Origin of the sequence: Bacillus sp. FSL L8-0358, assembly GCF_038593095.1 — a bacterium.
GTDB classification, from domain to species: Bacteria; Bacillota; Bacilli; order Bacillales; family Bacillaceae; genus Bacillus; species Bacillus subtilis.
On record NZ_CP151962.1, the window covers coordinates 1,590,218 to 1,611,503 of the forward strand.

General features: G+C 43.9%; 19 protein-coding genes, 1 riboswitch and 1 other annotated feature. All 19 genes read left to right on the forward strand.

Annotation, left to right across the window (positions count from 1 at the left end; all coding sequences use genetic code 11):
* The first annotated feature begins 150 nt into the window (after positions 1-150).
* The 19 genes from NYE49_RS08330 (at position 151) to pyrP (ending at position 21,198) form a co-directional block, all read left to right on the forward strand.
* Entirely contained in the window at positions 151-4,452 is a 4,302-nt protein-coding gene (locus NYE49_RS08330; protein WP_342410990.1) for a bacillopeptidase F, read from the forward strand.
* Positions 4,453-4,646: 194 nt separating this feature from the next.
* A complete protein-coding gene (gene spoIIGA / locus NYE49_RS08335; RefSeq protein ID WP_014479729.1) occupies positions 4,647-5,576 on the forward strand; it encodes a sigma-E processing peptidase SpoIIGA in 930 nt (309 codons plus the stop codon).
* A 62-nt stretch (positions 5,577-5,638) separates the two neighbouring features.
* On the forward strand, positions 5,639-6,358 hold the full coding sequence (sigE, locus tag NYE49_RS08340; protein WP_174616616.1) for an RNA polymerase sporulation sigma factor SigE: 720 nt from the start codon (positions 5,639-5,641) through the stop codon (positions 6,356-6,358).
* A gap of 139 nt (positions 6,359-6,497) precedes the next feature.
* On the forward strand, positions 6,498-7,280 hold the full coding sequence (gene sigG, locus NYE49_RS08345; RefSeq protein WP_009967190.1) for an RNA polymerase sporulation sigma factor SigG: 783 nt from the start codon (positions 6,498-6,500) through the stop codon (positions 7,278-7,280).
* A 147-nt stretch (positions 7,281-7,427) separates the two neighbouring features.
* Positions 7,428-8,222, forward strand: coding sequence for an ABC transporter ATP-binding protein (locus NYE49_RS08350; protein ID WP_014479731.1), 795 nt, complete (start codon positions 7,428-7,430; stop codon positions 8,220-8,222).
* Between the two features lie 12 nt (positions 8,223-8,234).
* Positions 8,235-8,336, forward strand: a riboswitch (TPP riboswitch).
* Positions 8,337-8,423: 87 nt separating this feature from the next.
* Positions 8,424-9,704 (forward strand): N-formyl-4-amino-5-aminomethyl-2-methylpyrimidine deformylase, encoded by a 1,281-nt coding sequence (ylmB, locus tag NYE49_RS08355; RefSeq protein ID WP_047183559.1) that lies wholly within the window; start codon positions 8,424-8,426, stop codon positions 9,702-9,704.
* Between the two features lie 82 nt (positions 9,705-9,786).
* A complete protein-coding gene (locus NYE49_RS08360) occupies positions 9,787-10,032 on the forward strand; it encodes a YlmC/YmxH family sporulation protein (RefSeq protein WP_003232153.1) in 246 nt (81 codons plus the stop codon).
* Positions 10,033-10,194: 162 nt separating this feature from the next.
* Positions 10,195-11,031, forward strand: coding sequence for a peptidoglycan editing factor PgeF (gene pgeF, locus NYE49_RS08365; protein WP_015483207.1), 837 nt, complete (start codon positions 10,195-10,197; stop codon positions 11,029-11,031).
* A gap of 6 nt (positions 11,032-11,037) precedes the next feature.
* Positions 11,038-11,730, forward strand: a complete 693-nt coding sequence (locus tag NYE49_RS08370) for a YggS family pyridoxal phosphate-dependent enzyme (RefSeq protein WP_014479734.1) — start codon at positions 11,038-11,040, stop codon at positions 11,728-11,730.
* A complete protein-coding gene (gene sepF / locus NYE49_RS08375; protein ID WP_015483208.1) occupies positions 11,727-12,182 on the forward strand; it encodes a cell division protein SepF in 456 nt (151 codons plus the stop codon). Before NYE49_RS08370 ends, sepF begins: the two co-directional genes overlap by 4 nt.
* Positions 12,183-12,188: 6 nt before the next feature.
* Positions 12,189-12,461: a YggT family protein gene (locus NYE49_RS08380; RefSeq protein WP_014479736.1), complete on the forward strand. Its 273-nt coding sequence runs from the start codon at positions 12,189-12,191 to the stop codon at positions 12,459-12,461.
* A gap of 60 nt (positions 12,462-12,521) precedes the next feature.
* Complete coding sequence (locus NYE49_RS08385; protein ID WP_047182583.1) at positions 12,522-13,295, forward strand: RNA-binding protein; 774 nt, start codon at positions 12,522-12,524, stop codon at positions 13,293-13,295.
* 93 nt (positions 13,296-13,388) lie between these two features.
* A complete protein-coding gene (gene divIVA / locus NYE49_RS08390) occupies positions 13,389-13,883 on the forward strand; it encodes a septum site-determining protein DivIVA (RefSeq protein WP_003221468.1) in 495 nt (164 codons plus the stop codon).
* A gap of 62 nt (positions 13,884-13,945) precedes the next feature.
* Positions 13,946-14,172 (forward strand) — a binding site (T-box leader).
* Positions 14,173-14,224: 52 nt separating this feature from the next.
* Positions 14,225-16,990, forward strand: a complete 2,766-nt coding sequence (gene ileS / locus NYE49_RS08395) for an isoleucine--tRNA ligase (protein ID WP_047182584.1) — start codon at positions 14,225-14,227, stop codon at positions 16,988-16,990.
* Between the two features lie 143 nt (positions 16,991-17,133).
* Positions 17,134-17,508, forward strand: coding sequence for a sporulation-related RNA polymerase-binding protein YlyA (ylyA, locus tag NYE49_RS08400; RefSeq protein WP_014479740.1), 375 nt, complete (start codon positions 17,134-17,136; stop codon positions 17,506-17,508).
* 102 nt (positions 17,509-17,610) lie between these two features.
* Positions 17,611-18,075 carry a signal peptidase II gene (gene lspA / locus NYE49_RS08405; RefSeq protein WP_003245047.1) on the forward strand — a complete coding sequence of 155 codons (465 nt, stop codon included), beginning with the start codon at positions 17,611-17,613 and terminating at the stop codon, positions 18,073-18,075.
* A 1-nt stretch (position 18,076) separates the two neighbouring features.
* Complete coding sequence (locus tag NYE49_RS08410) at positions 18,077-18,988, forward strand: RluA family pseudouridine synthase (protein WP_047182585.1); 912 nt, start codon at positions 18,077-18,079, stop codon at positions 18,986-18,988.
* A 182-nt stretch (positions 18,989-19,170) separates the two neighbouring features.
* Complete coding sequence (gene pyrR / locus NYE49_RS08415) at positions 19,171-19,716, forward strand: bifunctional pyrimidine operon transcriptional regulator/uracil phosphoribosyltransferase (protein ID WP_003232127.1); 546 nt, start codon at positions 19,171-19,173, stop codon at positions 19,714-19,716.
* Positions 19,717-19,890: 174 nt separating this feature from the next.
* Complete coding sequence (gene pyrP, locus NYE49_RS08420; RefSeq protein ID WP_015483210.1) at positions 19,891-21,198, forward strand: uracil permease PyrP; 1,308 nt, start codon at positions 19,891-19,893, stop codon at positions 21,196-21,198.
* Positions 21,199-21,286 lie beyond the last annotated feature (88 nt).

The window sequence follows — 21,286 nt, forward strand, 5'->3', positions numbered from 1 at the left end:
ATATATATGGAAATTGAATGACATGAAACGACAATATCTGTAATTCAGATTGTCTACAGTTAATATACAGCGATGTTCTGACAAACCATTCATTATTAAAAGGAGGGACGACACTTTTTTTAAAAAGCATGTTGAAAAAGGGGGATGAAAATGAAGAAAAAAACGAAAAACAGACTCATCAGCTCTGTTTTAAGTACAGTTGTCATCAGTTCACTGCTGTTTCCGGGAGCAGCCGGGGCAAGCAGTAAAGTCACCTCACCTTCTGTTAAAAAGGAGCTTCAATCTGCGGAATCCATTCAAAACAAGATTTCGAGTTCATTAAAGAAAAGCTTTAAAAAGAAAGAAAAAACGACTTTTCTGATTAAATTTAAAGATCAGGCTAACACAGAAAAAGCGGCAAAAGCGGCTGTTAAAAAAGCGAGATCGAAGAAGCTGTCTGCCGCTAAGACGGAATATCAAAAGCGTTCTGCTGTTGTGTCATCTTTAAAAGTCACAGCCGATGAATCCCAGCAAGATGTCCTAAAATACTTGAACACCCAGAAAGATAAAGGAAATGCAGACCAAATTCATTCTTATTATGTGGTGAACGGGATTGCTGTTCATGCCTCAAAAGAGGTTATGGAAAAAGTGGCGCAGTTTCCCGAAGTGGAAAAGGTGCTTCCTAATGAGAAACGGCAGCTTTTTAAGTCATCCTCCCCATTTAATATGAAAAAAGCACAGAAAGCTATTAAAGCAACTGACGGTGTGGAATGGAATGTAGACCAAATCGATGCCCCAAAAGCTTGGGCACTTGGATATGATGGAACTGGCACGGTTGTTGCGTCCATTGATACAGGTGTGGAATGGAATCATCCGGCATTAAAAGAGAAATATCGCGGATATAATCCGGAAAATCCTAATGAGCCTGAAAATGAAATGAACTGGTATGATGCCGTAGCAGGCGAGGCAAGTCCTTATGATGATTTGGCTCATGGAACCCATGTGACAGGCACGATGGTGGGCTCTGAACCTGATGGAACAAATCAAATCGGTGTAGCGCCTGGCGCAAAATGGATTGCTGTTAAAGCGTTCTCTGAAGATGGCGGCACTGATGCTGACATTTTGGAAGCTGGTGAATGGGTTTTAGCACCAAAGGACGCGGAAGGAAATCCCCACCCGGAAATGGCTCCTGATGTTGTCAATAACTCATGGGGAGGGGGCTCTGGACTTGATGAATGGTACAGAGACATGGTCAATGCCTGGCGTGCGGCCGATATTTTCCCTGAGTTTTCAGCGGGGAATACGGATCTCTTTATTCCCGGCGGGCCTGGTTCTATCGCAAATCCGGCAAACTATCCGGAATCGTTTGCAACTGGAGCGACTGATATCAATAAAAAGCTCGCTGACTTTTCTCTTCAAGGGCCATCTCCATACGATGAAATAAAGCCGGAAATATCTGCACCGGGCGTTAATATTCGTTCATCCGTTCCCGGTCAGACATATGAGGATGGATGGGACGGCACATCAATGGCAGGGCCGCATGTATCCGCTGTTGCTGCACTGCTGAAACAGGCGAATGCCTCACTTTCTGTTGATGAGATGGAGGATATATTAACCAGCACGGCTGAACCGCTCACGGATTCAACATTTCCTGATTCACCGAATAACGGATATGGCCATGGTCTGGTGAATGCTTTTGATGCTGTATCCGCTGTTACAGATGGTTTAGGGAAAGCGGAAGGACAAGTTTCTGTAGAGGGGGATGACCAAGAGCCTCCTGTCTATCAGCATGAGAAAGTAACTGAAGCTTATGAAGGTGGCAGCCTGCCATTGACTTTGACAGCTGAAGACAATGTGAGTGTGACATCTGTAAAGCTGTCCTACAAGTTTGATCAAGGTGAATGGACAGAAATAACGGCTAAACGAATCAGCGGTGATCATCTAAAAGGAACGTATCAGGCAGAGATCCCAGACATAAAAGGAACTAAACTAAGCTATAAGTGGATGATTCACGATTTTGGCGGTCATGTCGTTTCGTCTGACGTATACGATGTAACAGTGAAACCAAGCATCACGGTGGGATATAAGCAGGACTTTGAAACTGCACCCGGCGGCTGGGTTGCGAGCGGAACAAATAATAACTGGGAATGGGGAGTTCCGTCAACTGGCCCAAATACAGCAGCATCCGGAGAAAAAGTATATGGAACGAATTTGACAGGAAATTATGCCAACTCAGCAAACATGAACCTTGTTATGCCTCCTGTTAAAGTACCTGATTCAGGAAGTCTGTTCCTTCAGTTTAAAAGCTGGCACAATTTAGAGGATGATTTTGATTACGGCTACGTTTTTGTTTTGCCTGAGGGTGAAAAGAATTGGGAGCAGGCTGGTGTCTATAATGGAAAGACATCAAGCTGGACGGACGAAGAAATTGATTTATCGGCTTATAAAGGTCAAAACATTCAAGTGATGTTTAACCTTCAATCAGATGAAAGTATTAACAAAGAGGGCTGGTACATTGATGATGTAGTGCTTTCTGACAAATCAGCCGGAAAAACAGTCAAAAAGAATAAGCTAGGCGTCGAAAAGCAGTCTGGAAAGCAAAAGAAAAAGCCAGTAAATCCGAAAAAGGCTAAGCCATCTGCAAACACAGCGGTAAAACATCAGAACAAGGCTATACAGCCTCAAGTTTTGCCGCTCAGGGCACAAGTCAGTGTAGTGGAAACAGGAAAATCAACATATTCAGATCAATCCACAGGGCAGTACACGCTGAAGCACAAAGCGGGAGACTATACGCTTATGGCAGAAGCATATGGTTATCAGTCGAAAACACAAAAAGTATCTTTAAAGACGGATCAGACGACACAAGCTAATTTTACGTTAGAAGAGATGAAGAAGGGCACATTAAAAGGCACGGTCATCAATAAAACGACAGGAGAGCCGGTAAAAGGCGCTTCCGTTTATGTTGTAGAGGATGCTGCGGTGGAACCGGCTATGACAAACGACAAAGGCGAATATACGCTTGAAGCCTATGAAGGCGCTTATACGATTAAAGTCGCTGCACCGGGTTATTACAGTGATGAATTTTCCGTTGAGTTAAAAGGTGATGTGACAAAAGAAACTGCATTGAAGCCTTTCGTCGGTTATCCGGGTGAAATTGCATATGATGACGGAACGGCGGAGAATGCCAATTCCTATTTTGCTGCCGGTAACGGATGGGCGGTCAAAATGACGCTCGCTGACGGCAAGGACAAAGGCATGCTTACAGGAGGGCTGTTCAGATTCTGGGATACAGAGTTCCCTGATCCCGGCGGCACAGAGTTTAAGGTTGAGGTATACGATGCTACAGGAAAAGACGGAGCACCGGGCAAGAAAATTGCAGGGCCATTTAACGCGGAAGCTCTTCGCAATGGCGAGTGGACTAAAGTAGATCTCAGTTCAAAAGGGATTATGGTCGAAAGAGACTTTTATCTCGTGTATATCCAGTCGAAACCTGATCCGTATTCACCTGGACTGGCAATGGATGAAACCGGCAAGAATTCCGGCCGCAACTGGCAGTATATAGGTGGACAATGGGAGCCGGGTGACGAAGCAGACGGCAACTATATGATTCGCGCATTAGTTAATTATGAAGCTGCTGTACCTGAGATTACTTCACCGACAGACAAATCATACACAAATAAGGATAGCGTCACTGTAAAAGGAAAAGCTTCTCCTGGCACAACGGTACACATTTATAATAGAGAGAAAGAAGCAGGAGAAACGAAAGCTGCTGCGGATGGCACGTTCCATGCAGGCATCACACTCAACAAGGGTGAAAATGAGCTGACGGCAACTGCATCAACTGACAACGGAACAACGGATGCCTCCAGCCCGATCACGGTCACGCTTGATCAAGAAAAGCCTGAATTAACACTGGACAATCCAAAGGATGGCGAGAAAACAAATAAAGAAACGCTGACTGTCAAAGGGGCTGTATCCGATGACAATCTGAAAGACGTCAAGGTGAATGGCAAAAAAGCAACAATAACTGATGGTTCATACTCAGCCCGTATTCTTTTGGAGAATGGAAGCAATGAAATCAAGGTGATTGCTACAGACTTAGCAGGCAACAAAACGACGAAAAAGGCTGTCATTGATGTCAACTTTGACAAGCCTATCATTTCCGGCCTAATTCCGGGAGAGGATAAAAACTTAAAAGCCGGTGAATCTGTGAAAATCGCTTTCTCAAGTGCTGAGGATTTAGATGCAGCGTTTATCATTCGTATGCCGCTGACAAATGCAAGAGCGAGTGTGCAAAACGCCACCGAACTCCCGTTAAGAGAAATTTCTCCGGGAAGATATGAAGGCTATTGGACAGCCACTTCTTCTATTAAAGCAAAAGGAGCAAAAGTAGAAGTGATCGTACGAGATGATTATGGAAATGAAACAAGAAAAACTGCGAATGGAAAACTTAATATCAACACAGAAAATTAAGTGGAAAAAAGCTGCCGTCATTGGCAGCTTTTTTATATATCCTCTCATTACAATTCCTCGACAAATTAAGCAGATTTCCCTGAAAAATTGTATTTTCCTCTCAACATTAATTGACAGACTTTCCCACAGAGCTTGCTTTATACTTATGAAGCAAGAAGGGGAACAGCGTGAGGCAAGAAAGAAAGGAGTCAGATGTGAAAATCTATTTAGATGTCATTTGGCTGTTAAACTTTTGTTTTGATGCACTTTTGCTTTTGCTCACGGCATTTATTTTAAAACGGCATGTGAAAAAAAGAAGACTGGTAGGCGGAGCGTTCATCGGTTCCAGTATTGTCCTTTTGATGTTTACTCCTTTTTCGCCGATTGTTGAACATCCGGCTGGGAAGCTAGCTTTTTCAGTTGTGATTGTGGTGGTGACATTTGGCTTTAAAAGATTTCGGTTTTTCTTTCAAAATTTGTTTTCCTTTTATTTTGCCACTTTTTTAATGGGGGGAGGAATTATCGGAGCCCATTCTTTGCTGCAGTCAAATTCTATTGTTCAAAACGGTGTCATGATTACCAATCAAACAGGGTTTGGAGACCCGATCAGCTGGTTGTTTATTGTTGCTGGCTTTCCAGCATTATGGTTTTTTTCTAAAAGAAGAATTGAAGATATTGAAACAAAAAACATTCAATATGAGGAACGAGTCAGCGTGCAGGCAGATTTGGGCAGCCAAACACTTCATGTCAGAGGCCTGATTGATTCCGGTAATCAGCTGTACGATCCTCTTACAAAAACGCCGGTAATGATCATTTACATTGATAAACTGGAGCCGATTTTCGGAACAGCCGAAACGATGATCATTCGAAACACAGACCCATTGGAAGCCATCGAACAGCTCGATGATTCCTTTCGCTTTTTAGATAAAATGAGGTTGATTCCATACAGGGGAGTTGGTCAGCAAAACCAATTTTTATTATGCGTTAAACCGGATCACGTAACGATTATGACAAAAGAAGAAATGATTTCTGCAGATAAATGTTTAATCGGCATCAGCACAACAAAGCTGTCGGCAGATGGAGAGTTTGACGCGATTATTCATCCGAAAATGCTTTCGGGCAAGGCTGTCAAACACGTTTCATAATGTTCGCAAATGTCCGTTACTTATCATACTCAAACGGCGTGACATTTAGAAGGGAGAGGAAGATGAAAAAACTGAAATTACGGTTGATGCACCTCTGGTATAAGCTGCTGATGAAACTTGGGCTGAAAAGTGATGAAGTCTATTACATAGGCGGGAGTGAAGCCTTGCCGCCTCCATTATCTAAAGATGAGGAGCAGGTTTTGTTAATGAAGCTCCCAAACGGCGATCAGGCGGCGCGCGCCATTCTAATTGAACGCAATTTGCGTCTGGTCGTATATATCGCCCGTAAATTTGAAAATACGGGAATTAATATAGAGGATTTAATCAGCATCGGTACCATCGGTCTAATCAAAGCTGTGAATACATTCAATCCAGAAAAGAAAATCAAGCTTGCTACCTATGCCTCCCGGTGTATAGAAAATGAAATCCTGATGTATTTAAGAAGAAATAACAAAATCCGTTCAGAGGTTTCCTTTGATGAACCGCTTAATATTGATTGGGACGGCAATGAGCTTTTGCTTTCTGATGTGCTCGGCACTGACGATGACATCATCACTAAAGACATAGAAGCTAACGTCGATAAAAAGCTTTTGAAAAAAGCGCTTGAACAGCTTAATGAGAGAGAAAAGCAAATCATGGAGCTGCGGTTTGGGCTTGTCGGTGAAGAAGAAAAAACCCAAAAGGATGTAGCGGATATGATGGGGATTTCTCAGTCTTATATTTCGCGGCTTGAGAAAAGAATTATAAAAAGGTTGAGAAAAGAGTTCAACAAAATGGTGTAAAAAATTTTATGGTTAGAACCCCTTGATTTTACAGGGATTTCCTGATTTCGACAGTTTTTCGGTCTGAGTGCAGTGCATATTTTTCCCACCCAAGGAGATACTTAACGTTGTACAGCAGCTCCTGTAGGGAGGGAAAAAAGTGTCGAGAAATAAAGTCGAAATCTGCGGGGTGGATACCTCCAAATTACCAGTACTCAAGAATGAAGAGATGAGAAAGCTGTTTAGGCAGCTGCAGGATGAAGGCGATGATTCAGCAAGAGAAAAGCTTGTAAACGGGAACTTGCGTCTTGTCTTAAGTGTCATTCAACGATTTAATAACAGAGGGGAGTATGTTGATGACTTATTTCAAGTCGGCTGCATCGGACTAATGAAATCCATTGATAATTTTGACCTAAGCCACAATGTTAAGTTTTCAACATACGCTGTACCTATGATTATCGGAGAGATCCGCAGGTATTTACGCGATAATAACCCGATCCGTGTATCAAGATCACTCCGGGACATCGCTTACAAGGCGCTTCAGGTAAGAGAGCGGTTAATCAGTGAGACAAGCAAGGAGCCGACTGCAGAAGACATCGCAAAAGTTCTTGAAGTACCGCATGAGGAAATTGTATTTGCGCTTGATGCCATCCAGGATCCGGTTTCTCTATTTGAACCGATCTATAACGACGGAGGAGACCCGATCTATGTGATGGACCAAATCAGTGATGAGCGCAATACAGATTCACAATGGATTGAAGAGCTGGCTTTAAAAGAGGGCATGAGAAGGCTGAACGATAGGGAAAAAATGATTTTGAGAAAGCGGTTCTTCCAAGGGAAAACCCAAATGGAAGTCGCCGAGGAAATCGGAATTTCTCAAGCGCAGGTGTCCAGACTTGAAAAAGCGGCTATCAAACAAATGAATAAAAATATTCATCAATAATGAAAAGCCTTTAAAACCATGTTGTTTTAAAGGCTTTTCTATTGATTACGGATGGTTTACGTTTTGGAAAAAGTAAGGTATCCTAGTTCGTACAGAGTTTTATGAAAATTAAAACAATTATAAAAGGCAATAAAGAGGAGGACCACGATGATTTTGCAGCTTGACAATGTCTCACTAAAACGGAATGGGAAATGGATACTGAGAGATATTCATTGGAAGGTGGAGGAAAAGGAAAATTGGGTGCTTTACGGCCTAAATGGCGCCGGGAAGACAGCGCTGTTAAATATGCTTTGCTCATATTATTTTCCAACATCAGGCGAGATGCAGGTGCTTGGTCATGAATTTGGCAAAACAGAGCTTGGGGAAAAGCTCAGACGTAAAATTGGCCTCGTCTCAGCAGCTCTTCAGCAAAAATTGTATCCGGCAGATTCAGCCTTTGAAATTGCTTTGAGCGGAGCTTACGCTTCGATTGGGTTATATGAAACGCCAAGTAAGGAAACCAGGGAAAAAGCGATTGGTTTGTTAGAGGACTTGGGAGCAATTGAATATGCCGATCGCCGCTATGAAACCCTTTCTCAAGGGGAAAAACAAAGAGCGTTGATTGCTAGAGCACTAATGGCCGATCCGGAGTTGCTGATACTGGATGAACCAGTCACAGGGCTGGATTTTATTGCCCGGGAAAAGTTGTTAGATACGATTACATACATTGCAAACAAAGAAAATGCACCATCTATCCTTTATGTGACTCATCATGCTGAAGAAATTTTGCCTGTCTTTGATAAAGCCCTTTTATTAAAACAGGGAGAGGTCTTTGGATCCGGAGAAATAAAGGAAATGCTTACTGATCAAGTACTTTCCGCTTTTTTTGATACGCCAATCCATGTATTATGGAATCAGGATCGGCCGTTTTTAACAAGAGCTGAGCCGATAACGAATGCCTGACAAACATATATAGATTCATCCTAGGGGTGCTTTGCGAAGCTGAGAGAGACTTTGTCTCAACCCTTTTGACCTGATCTGGATCATGCCAGCGGAGGGAAGCGGTGAAAAGCGGAGTACATCGGACTCCGTTTGTTTTTATTAAGCCGTTTCATCACATTTGAAACGGCTTTTTTGATTTTAAAGAATAGGAGCGGATTTACATTGGATCAACAAATAGACTCTTTGCAAAAAAAAGTGGAAGAACAAAAGGAGGAGCTTATTCAGCTTGCTAAAACACTGATTTCTTATCAAACACCCGCACCGCCTGCAAGAAATACAGAGGGCATTCAGTCATGGATTGCGGGTTTTTTAAATGAATTGGGATTCTCGATCGACAAATGGGATGTGTACCCTGGAGATCCCAATGTTGTAGGGAAGCTAAAGGGAACAGATTCAGCAGATTATTATAGCCTGATTATCAATGGTCATGTAGATGTGGCAGAGGTAAAAGAGGATGAAGAATGGGAGCACAATCCGTTTCATCCAATTGAAAAAAACGGTCTCTTAATCGGGCGAGGCGCTTCCGATATGAAGGGCGGAATGGCTTGTGTGCTGTTTGCTGTCAAATTAATTCGTGAAGCCGGCATTGAGCTTCCCGGTGATCTGATTCTGCAATCGGTTATTGGGGAGGAAGTTGGAGAAGCCGGCACACTTGAATGCTGCAAGAGGGGCTACCACGCTGATTTTGCAATTGTCGCGGATACGAGCGATATGCATATTCAAGGCCAAGGTGGTGTCATTACAGGCTGGATCGAAATCAAAAGCAGTCAAACATTTCATGATGGAACGAGACGGAATATGATTCACGCAGGCGGAGGAACATTCGGAGCAAGCGCAATTGAAAAAATGGCAAAAATCATTGCGGGGCTCGGTGAACTTGAGCGCCACTGGTCCATTATGAAAAGTTATCCCGGTTTTAAACCAGGCACAAATACGATTAACCCGGCAGTTATAGAAGGCGGCAGACATGCGGCTTTTATAGCGGACGAATGCCGGCTGTGGATCACAGTCCATTTTTATCCGAATGAAACCCATGACCAAGTGGCAGCGGAAATAGAAGATTACGTCAATCGGCTGAGTGACAGTGATATTTGGCTTAGGGAAAACCGCCCTGTATTCAAGTGGGGAGGCTCATCCATGATAGAAGACAGAGGAGAAATTTTTCCGGCATTGGAAGTTGACCCTGGCCACCCAGGCGTCTTAGCGTTAACTGCCTCTCATGAGAAAGTGAAACGGGAGTGTCCAATTATTGACGTTTCTCAATCAGTTACAGATGGCGGGTGGCTGTATGATGCCGGTATTCCATGCGTAATATACGGTCCTGGAGATCTGCACAATGCACACTCCGTGAACGAGAAGGTATCGATTGAGCAGCTAGTAGAGTATACAAAAATTATACTCGATTTTATCATCAGCTGGTGCAGCCGGAAAAAAGAACAATGACATGAAAATTTCTTCTTGCTGACAAGGTTCAGCCTGCCCGTTCATATACTTGAACTAAAGGACGGAAAAAGGACGTGATGGAATGATCAGCATTTCAGAATTTCAGGTAAAGGATGTCGTCAATGTCTCAAACGGAAAAAAGCTGGGGAGTATTGGTGATATTGATATCAATGTGACCACTGGAAAAATTCAGGCGATCATACTCGGAGGAAATGGGAAAGTTCTCGGATTTTTTGGAAAAGAAGAGGAATTGGTCATTCCATGGCGAAATATAGTAAAAATCGGGGAAGATGTAATCTTAGTCCGATTAAGTGAACCACATGCATAAACCTGCTTGTCTGCCGCAGATTGGCAAATGCCGGAAGTCTCGATTCTTCCGGCACATTTCACTTAGAAATATGCAAATCGGCGCTCAACGAATGCAGTAAGATGTGGTAAAATAAGTGGGAAATTCCGCTTTTTTAAATGTTTGTCGAAAGGTTGGATCATCATGAATACATATCACCCATTCAGTCTTACCACACCCTCGACACTCATGATACAAGACTGGGCTCAAACGAATCAAAACAACAAAGAGGTCATTGCCGGATTTACGACAAAAAACGGCGGTGTCAGCCAAAAGCCTTTTGAATCGTTAAATACAGGATTGCACGTTCATGACAAAGATGCAGATGTAGTTAAAAATCGTGAATATATTGCCGATATGTTTAATACTGATTTGCAGTCTTGGGTATTCGCTGATCAGACACATGATAATCGCGTTCAGAAAGTGACGCAGAGGGATAGGGGAAAAGGCGCCCGTGAGTATCACACGGCTCTAAAAGCAACGGACGGGCTCTATACAAATGAAAAAAATGTATTTTTAGCATTATGCTTTGCTGATTGTGTGCCTCTTTTCTTTTATGATCCGGTTAAGTCGCTTGTCGGAGTCGCCCATGCCGGGTGGAAAGGCACCGTCAAACAGATTGGCAGAGAAATGGTGAAGCAATGGACTGAGAAGGAAGGTTCAAATCCCTCAGATATTTACGCTGTTATTGGCCCGTCTATCAGCGGTGCATGCTATACGGTAGACGACCGCGTCATGGATGCTGTCCGCGCATTGCCGGTTTCAGCAGACCTTGCCGTTAATCAGACGGCAAAGGCACAATATCAGCTTGATCTGAAAGAGCTGAACCGTCTTATACTGATGGACAGCGGTTTGGCAAGTGAACAAATTTCTGTCAGCGGTTTATGCACGGAAAGCGAGCCGTCTCTTTTCTATTCTCACCGCCGCGATCAGGGGAAAACTGGACGGATGATGTCCTTTATCGGAATGAAGGAGGCATAAAAGATCTTGCGTGTTGTTGATAATTTACGACATATAAACGAACGAATAAACGAAGCATGTAACAGATCGGGCCGCAGCTCCGATGAAGTTACGGTTATTGCAGTCACAAAATATGTATCGCCTGAAAGAGCACAGGAGGCAGTAGATGCTGGCATCACCTGCCTCGGAGAGAATCGGGATGCGGAACTGCTCCGCAAACAGGAATTGATGAAAGGGAATCCGGAATGGCATTTTATCGGCAGTTTGCAATCAAGAAAAGCAAAATCTGTCGTCAATGCGGTTTCCTATATCCATTCCCTAGACCGGCTCTCATTAGCGAAAGAAATTGAAAAACGGGCTGAAGGTACTGTACGATGCTTTGTGCAGGTCAATACCTCTCTTGAGCCTTCTAAACACGGCATGAAAAAAGAAGAAGTCATTCCATTCATACAGGAGCTTTCCGGTTTCGAACATATCCTTGTTGCCGGGCTGATGACAATGGCTCCGCTGACTGATGATCAAGATCAGATCAGAAGCTGTTTCAGGTCGCTGAGAGAACTCCGTGACCAGGTTCAGAAGCTGAACCAGCCGAACGCTCCGTGTACTGAACTGTCGATGGGCATGTCAAATGATTTTGAAATTGCAATTGAAGAAGGAGCTACTTATATTAGAATCGGCTCATCGTTAGTCGGAAATGAAACAGGGGGTGTACAGCAATGAGTATGAAAAATAAACTGAAAAACTTTTTCTCAATGGAAGATGAAGAATACGAATATGAATATATTGAGACAGAGCGGGAATCACATGAGGAGCATGAGCAAAAAGAAAAGCCGCCTTACAACGGGAATAAACCAGCGGGCAAACAGAATGTAGTGAGCTTGCAAAGTGTTCAGAAATCCTCTAAAGTGGTGTTGAGTGAGCCGCGCGTTTATGCGGAGGCGCAGGAAATAGCCGACCATTTGAAGAACCGGCGGGCAGTTGTCGTCAATCTTCAGCGGATACAGCATGACCAGGCGAAGCGGATTGTTGACTTTTTAAGCGGAACCGTTTATGCCATTGGCGGCGATATTCAAAGAATCGGCTCAGATATTTTCCTCTGCACGCCTGACAACGTAGATGTATCAGGCACAATTTCTGAGCTCATATCTGAAGACGAACATCAGAGGTGGTAAAGCGAGATGATCCTTTATCAAGTTTTTTCGGTTTTAAACTTATTAATCACAATATACTCATTTGCCCTGATCATATATATTTTTATGTCATGGGTGCCGAGTACGAGGGAAACAGCAGTTGGGCGTTTTTTGGCTTCGATTTGTGAACCATATCTCGAACCATTCAGAAAAATCATTCCTCCGATTGCAATGCTGGATATTTCACCAATCGTAGCAATACTTGTGCTTCGGTTTGCGACAACCGGCTTGTGGGGGCTTTATCGCATGATTGCGTTTTAATGTGACAGTTTGATAGGGGCTTGGCAGCAGCCAAGCCTCTTTACATAGAAGGGAAAGACGATGAGCGATATATATCAGCACTTCAGAAAAGACGAGCGGGCCTTTATTGATCAGGCGCTCGAATGGAAAAGAATTGTCCAGGAGCAGTACCGGATGAAGCTGACCGACTTTTTAGATCCCCGAGAGCAGGTCATCCTCTCTGCTGTTACGGGACAGGCTGACGTCGGGCTTGCTTTTTCCGGCGGCTATGACAGAGCGGAGCGGAAACGGGCGATTCTGTATCCAGAGTACATTACTCCGGAAGAATCGGATTTTGAATTGCAGGCGTTTAACGTCCGTTATGCTGACAAGTTTGTCTCAGTAGATCATCGTTCTCTGCTTGGTGCATTAATGGGCATAGGATTAAAGCGGCAAAAATTCGGTGACATCGTGTTTTCTGAGACAGCAGTGCAATTGATTGTCTCAGCCGATACCGCTGATTTTGTGGCTGCACAGCTGACCCAAGCAGGCAAAGCGGCGGTCAGCCTAGAGAAAATCGACTTGTCAGACCTTAACATTCCAGCAATTGATGTCGAAATAAGAGATGACACGGTTTCTTCTTTAAGGCTTGACGCCGTCTGCGCCTCTATGAGCAGGCAATCCCGCCAGAAATCACAGACGCTTGTGAAAAACGGCCTCGTGAAAGTGAACTGGAAGGTGGTTGAAGATCCTTCATACATAGTCGCGGAAGGGGACATGCTGTCTATCAGAGGTTTTGGCCGGTGCAGCTTAACAAAAATCGAAGGGAAAACCAAAAAAGACAAATGGAGAGTTACGTTTGAACGACAAAAATAGTCGGTTTTTCAGTTTTTTTCTCCATCTGTGCGAAATTTGTTTTATAATGTGAACTAGATAACCGTACTGAAATGTAAAAATGGAGGTGGCATCATGCCATTAACGCCAAATGATATTCACAACAAGACGTTTACAAAAAGTTTTCGCGGATATGATGAAGATGAAGTAAATGAATTCCTAGCCCAAGTCAGAAAAGATTACGAAATTGTTCTCCGCAAGAAAACTGAGCTTGAAGCGAAAGTCAATGAGCTTGATGAAAGAATCGGACACTTTGCCAATATTGAGGAAACATTGAATAAATCCATTTTAGTTGCTCAAGAAGCGGCTGAAGACGTAAAACGCAATTCTCAAAAAGAGGCAAAGCTGATCGTTCGGGAAGCGGAGAAAAACGCTGATCGCATTATCAACGAATCGTTATCAAAATCAAGAAAAATTGCAATGGAAATTGAAGAGCTGAAAAAACAGTCTAAAGTGTTCAGAACACGTTTCCAAATGCTGATTGAAGCTCAGCTTGATCTTCTGAAAAATGACGATTGGGATCATCTCCTTGAGTATGAAGTCGACGCTGTATTTGAGGAAAAGGAATAAATTCTCTGATTATCTTGACATTTTCTTAGCTTGTCGAATATAATACGTTCATAAATTCAGATGAAAAAACGGTTGAAAGGGACAGTCATGTTTCCTTCAGGCCTTCATAGCGACCCGGAGATGGTGAGAGTCCGGGATGGCCGGAATCATGTAGATCAGCCCTTTAGTTTCCTTGCTGAACTCACAGTAGGTTAGGACGTTCATCACGTTACGATGCTCAAGAGGAAAAAGTGTATGCTTGCTTTTTCTAAAAGGGTGGTACCGCGAGATAAGCTTTCTCGTCCCTTATGGGATGAGAGGGCTTTTTTTATTTTCTGAAAAAATGCAGTGGAGGAATGAAAATGGATTTTAAAGACACGCTCTTAATGCCGAAAACAGATTTCCCGATGCGTGGAAATTTGCCAAACCGCGAGCCTGACATTCAAAAAAAATGGGAGGAAGAGGATATCTACCGTCTTGTTCAGGAACGGACGAAAGACCGCCCGAAATTTGTTTTACACGACGGACCTCCGTATGCAAACGGCGACATCCATATGGGCCATGCACTTAACAAGATTTTGAAAGACTTCATTGTCCGCTATAAATCAATGAGCGGCTACAACGCACCGTATGTGCCGGGCTGGGATACACACGGATTGCCAATTGAAACAGCTCTGACAAAAAACAAAAAGGTCAACCGCAAAGAAATGTCAGTAGCGGAATTCCGCAAACTATGCGAAGAGTACGCTTGGAAGCAAATCGAGGGACAGCGTGAGCAATTCAAACGTCTTGGTGTCCGCGGTGACTGGGAAAACCCATATGTGACATTAAAACCGGAATACGAAGCGCAGCAAATCCGCGTATTTGGTGAAATGGCAAAACGAGGCTATATTTACAAAGGCCTTAAACCGGTTAACTGGTCACCTTCAAGTGAGTCTGCTCTGGCTGAAGCCGAGATCGAATATCAAGATAAACGTTCAGCATCTATTTACGTCGCTTTTGGTGTAAAAGACGGAAAAGGCGTTCTTGAAAACGGCGAGCGCATCATCATTTGGACAACAACGCCTTGGACAATTCCGGCGAACCTCGGAATCTCAGTGCATCCTGATCTTGAGTACAGCGTGATTGCAGTAGCTGAAGACCGCTTTGTCGTAGCAAGTGCCTTAGTCGAAAATGTTGCATCGGCATGCGGATTTGATCAGTATGAAGTGACAAGAACGGTCAAAGGGAAAGACCTTGAGAACATTATCGCTGAACACCCGCTATATGGCAGAGACTCTCTCATTATGCTTGGTGAACATGTAACAACTGATGCCGGAACAGGCTGCGTTCATACAGCGCCAGGACATGGGGAAGATGACTTTATCATCGGCCAAAAATACGGTTTAGATGTGCTTTGCCCGGTCGATGAAAAAGGTGTAATGACAAGCGAAGCTCCTGGCTTTGAAGGCATGTTCTATGATGATGCAAACAAAGCGATCACACAGCAGCTTGATGAAAAAGGCGCACTTGTGAAGCTTGAATTCATTACTCACTCTTATCCGCATGATTGGAGAACAAAAAAACCAACCATTTTCAGAGCGACAGCGCAATGGTTTGCGTCTATTAAAGATTTCAGATCAGACCTGCTGGATGCCATTAAAGAAACCAAATGGGTACCTGAATGGGGCGAGCAGCGTTTGCACAACATGGTTCGGGACCGCGGCGACTGGTGTATTTCCAGACAGCGTGCGTGGGGTGTGCCGATTCCGGTATTTTACGCTGAAAACGGAGAACCGATTATTACAGATGAAACCATTGAACATGTTTCTGAATTGTTCAGACAGCACGGATCAAACATTTGGTTTGAAAAAGAAGCAAAGGATCTTCTTCCGGAAGGCTTTACGCATCCTGGCAGCCCGAACGGCACATTTACAAAAGAACAGGATATCATGGATGTTTGGTTTGATTCAGGCTCTTCACATCAAGCAGTGCTTGAAGAACGTGATGACCTCGTTCGCCCGGCTGATTTATACTTAGAGGGATCTGACCAATATCGCGGCTGGTTTAACTCTTCTCTTTCTACAGCAGTAGCCGTAACAGGGAAAGCGCCGTATAAAGGTGTGCTCAGCCATGGGTTCGCACTGGATGGAGAAGGACGCAAGATGAGTAAATCAATCGGTAACGTTGTTGTTCCGGCTAAAGTCATGAAACAGCTTGGTGCCGACATCTTAAGATTATGGGTATCTTCAGTGGATTATCAGGCGGACGTTCGCGTGTCTGACGCCATTCTAAAGCAGGTTGCGGAAGTATATCGTAAAATCCGCAACACGTTCCGTTTCCTTCACGGCAACCTTTTCGATTTTGATCCAAAAACAAATGCGGTGGCTGTCGAAGATCTTCGTGAAGTGGATCAGTATATGCTGATTAAGCTGAACAAGCTGATTGATAAGGTGAAAAAAGCGTATGATGAGTACGAATTTGCGGTTGTGTATCACAGCATTCATAATTTCTGCACAATCGAATTGAGCTCATTCTACCTTGATTTTGCAAAAGATATTGTCTACATCGAGCATGCGGATCATCCGGATAGACGCAGCATGCAGACAGTATTCTACGAAACGCTTCTTGCATTAGTGAAGCTTTCTGCGCCTATCCTTCCACATACGGCAGACGAATTGTGGTCTCATTTAACATTTGTTGAAGAGCAGAGCGTTCAGCTGACCGATATGCCAGAAACAATCGCGGTTCCAAACAGTGAAGCGACTGAAGAAAAATTTGACCGCTTTATGGCTCTTCGTGATGACGTGTTAAAAGCATTAGAAACTGCGCGAAATGAAAAAATTATCGGTAAATCTTTGGAAGCAAACCTGAAATTGTATCCAAACAAAGAAAACAAGGAGCTCTTAGCTTCCATAAAAGAAAACCTTTCTCAGCTGTTTATTGTGTCTGAACTGACAATCAGCGAAGAAAATGATGCGCCGAACGATGCGCAAAGCTTTGCGACGGGTAAAATCGCTGTCGAGAAAGCGGAAGGCGAAATGTGTGAGAGATCACGTGTGATTTCAAAAGATGTAGGTGCAAATCCGAAATATCCTACACTTTCATTACGCAACGCTGAAATCGTTGAAAAATACTATCAAAAATAATGAAAAGGGCCCGGCGTAAAAGCCGGGCTTTTTTTGTGCCAAGAGTGACATCCTTTAGAACGGCAGGAAAAATCTTATGGGCTTTAGATCATCATTCATAGGCAACAATAAAGGTACTACGTTAAGAGCAGGAGTTGTGAAGAATGAATGATCAACTGACCGCAATTTATACGGAACTTCTTCTGATGAAAGAAGAATTACAGTCGAGATTATTTGAGTATTCTTGCTTTCAGGTTTCTACAAGCCCGCAAGCAGCAATCAATCATAAACAAAAAGCAACTCTGATCTATCATATTAAAGAAGAGCTTCAAGACGTTCTCCTTGCATTGTCCAAAATCGAAAACGGCACATTCGGATACTGTGAAGAAACCGGGGCTCCCATTCCTCTTGCAAAGCTGGCAGTGCTGCCGACTGCCCGAACAGCAAACGATTTTCTTTATTCTGTCCAATTTGAAAAAAAAACGCTTCCGATATGGAAATCAACGGATATCGAATATGGTCAGGCACTGTATGAATAACAGTGTCTGGCCGGTTAATATGCCTGATATTTCTTTACTCCAGTGCTTTTTATTGATAAAATGCATAATGGATTAAAGTAACCGTAAACTGGAGGAACGTTTGTGCTGTATTATATGATTGCACTACTTATTATTGCAGCCGATCAATTGACAAAATGGCTAGTTGTTAAGAACATGGAACTTGGCCAAAGCATTCCGATCATTGATCAGGTATTCTATATCACCTCCCATCGCAATACGGGTGCTGCATGGGGGATATTAGCGGGTCAAATGTGGTTTTTCTACCTCATAACAACCGCTGTTATTATTGGTATTGTTTATTACATACAGCGTTATACAAAGGGACAAAGGCTTCTTGGCGTTGCCCTCGGACTTATGCTTGGCGGTGCCATCGGCAACTTTATCGATCGGGCTGTCAGACAGGAAGTTGTGGATTTTATCCATGTTATTATTGTCAATTACAATTACCCGATATTTAACATCGCGGACTCTTCATTATGTGTCGGCGTAATGCTTTTATTTATACAAATGCTGTTGGACAGCGGGAAAAAGAAAAAGGAGCAATAGCATGAATCAAATTGATATAACCGCTTCAGAAGAACAAAAAAGTGAGCGGATTGATAAATTTTTGGCATCGACTGAGAATGATTGGTCAAGAACCCAGGTTCAGCAATGGGTAAAAGACGGACAGGTTGTCGTGAACGGAAGCGCGGTGAAAGCGAATTATAAAATTCAGCCGGGTGATCAGGTGACCGTCACTGTACCCGAACCGGAAGCGCTCGACGTCCTGGCAGAGCCTATGGATCTGGATATTTATTATGAGGACCAGGATGTGCTGGTCGTCAACAAACCTCGCGGAATGGTTGTTCACCCAGCACCCGGGCATCTTACGGGCACACTTGTAAACGGCCTTATGGCTCATTGCACAGACCTTTCCGGAATAAATGGCGTGATGCGTCCGGGTATTGTTCACAGAATCGATAAGGACACGTCCGGTTTATTAATGGTGGCGAAAAATGATATGGCGCACGAGTCACTTGTAAACCAATTGGTCAACAAAACGGTCACGCGGAAATATACGGCAGTTGTCCACGGGCTTATTTCTCACGATGATGGCACAATTGACGCGCCGATCGGACGAGATAAGAAAGACCGTCAAAGCATGACTGTGACACGTGATGGCAAAAACGCTGTCACTCATTTTCATGTACTAGAGCGTTTTGAGGATTTTACGTTAGTGGAATGCCAGCTTGAAACAGGGAGAACCCATCAAATTCGTGTTCATATGAAATATATCGGATTCCCATTAGCAGGCGATCCGAAATACGGCCCAAGAAAAACAATCGACTTTAATGGCCAAGCGCTTCACGCGGGAGTTTTAGGTTTTGACCATCCACGAACAGGAGAATATGTCGAATTTGAAGCGCCGCTTCCTGAGGATATGGCAGAATTAATCGAAAACCTCAGAAAAAACGGTTGACAGAGGGTTTCTTTTCTGAAATAATAAACGAAGCTGAATAGATTCTTTAAAACAGTCCAGAGAGGCTGAGAAGGATAACGGATTGACGGGATGCGTGTATAGGCGCGCACCTTGTCCTAAAACCCCTCTATGCTCTGGTAGGAGGGGTTTTTTCTTCTATATGAACTGTGAGGTGTCACACATTGAATCAAAAAGCTGTCATTCTCGACGAACAGGCAATCAGACGGGCGCTGACCAGGATTGCTCACGAAATGATCGAACGCAATAAAGGAATGAATAACTGCATCCTTGTCGGCATTAAGACAAGAGGGATTTACCTGGCAAAACGCCTTGCGGAACGCATTGAACAGATTGAGGGAAATCCTGTTACAGTCGGTGAAATTGATATTACTCTTTACAGAGACGATCTTTCTAAAAAAACGAGCAACGATGAACCGCTTGTAAAAGGTGCAGATATTCCGGTAGATATCACAGATCAAAAAGTCATTCTCGTTGATGATGTTCTGTATACCGGAAGAACAGTCAGAGCAGGAATGGATGCGCTTGTTGATGTAGGCAGACCTTCCTCCATTCAGCTTGCAGTGCTTGTGGACAGAGGACACCGGGAGCTGCCGATCCGAGCGGATTATATCGGGAAAAACATCCCGACATCAAAGTCAGAAAAGGTTATGGTTCAGCTTGATGAGGTAGACCAAAACGATCTCGTCGCCATTTATGAAAACGAATAATAGATCACCTTTTTAAGGGCAATCCAGAGAGGTTGCAAAGAGGTGCACAACAAAGGCCCAAAAAAGCATTCGGCAGGTCTTTGTATGCCTCTTTGCGTAAAAAAGCAAAGAGGTTTTTTTATACAGTCATTGAGTCATCCTAAAATGAAAGTCAACAATCAGGGGGAAATCATCATGAGTAAGAAAAAAGTAAATTTAGGGGTCAGGGATGTCCCGACACCTTTCTCTTGGGTTTCATTCAGCCTTCAGCATTTGTTTGCCATGTTTGGCTCAACCATTTTGGTTCCGAAGCTCGTCGGAATGAGTCCTGCTGTGGCGTTGGTGACAAGCGGCATCGGAACACTGGCGTACCTTCTTATTACGAAAGGGCAAATTCCGGCGTATCTCGGTTCATCCTTCGCCTTTATTTCTCCGATCATTCTGGTAAAAGCGACCGGCGGGCCGGGAGCGGCAATGGTTGGAGCGTTTCTTGCAGGGCTGGTGTACGGGCTGATTGCCTTATTGATCAGGCAGCTTGGAACAGGATGGCTGATGAAGATTCTCCCGCCTGTAGTCGTAGGGCCTGTTATTATCGTCATCGGGCTGGGACTGGCAAGCACTGCGGTAAACATGGCGATGTATGCTGATCCGAACGCGAGTGAGTTGGTCTACAGCTTAAAGCACTTTAGTGTCGCAGGAGTTACGCTGGCAATCACGATTATTTGTGCGATTTTCTTACGAGGATTTTTAAGCCTGATTCCGGTTCTGATCGGAATCATCGGCGGATACCTGTTTGCCCTTACTCAAGGGATTGTCAACTTCCAGCCGGTGCTTGACGCGAAATGGTTTGCAGTTCCTGAATTTATCATACCGTTCAAAGATTATTCACCGTCAGTTACACTCGGCATCGCAGCCGCAATGGTTCCTGTCGCATTTGTCACAATGTCAGAGCATATCGGCCACCAAATGGTGCTGAGCAAGGTTGTCGGACAAGATTTCATTAAAAAGCCAGGTCTTCATCGCTCTATTATGGGTGACAGTGTGGCGACAATCCTCGCTTCCCTGATCGGCGGTCCGCCGACAACGACTTACGGAGAAAACATTGGCGTGCTGGCCATCACAAGAGTATTCAGCGTCTTTGTCATCGGAGGAGCGGCAGTGATTGCTTGTTGCTTCGGCTTTATCGGCAAAATTTCAGCGCTGATCAGTTCAGTGCCGTCAGCGGTCATGGGAGGCGTCTCCTTCCTGCTGTTCGGAATCATTGCTTCAAGCGGCCTGCGAATGCTGATTGACAACAAAATTGATTATGAAAACAACAGAAACCTCATTATTACATCAGTTATCCTTGTCATCGGTGTAGGAGGCGCTTTTATCCAAGTGTCTCAAGGCGGATTCCAAGTGTCAGGAATGGCGCTTGCCGCAATTGTCGGTGTCATCTTAAACCTGATTCTTCCGCAGGCGAAGGAAGAGCAGGCAGACACATCTGAACAACATCATATCTAAAACCTTTTAATGAAAGTCCAGAGAGGCTTGGAAGGGTTATGAAGAGAAGGAAGCTTCAATGCTGCCCTCTATTTAACCATACCCCGAG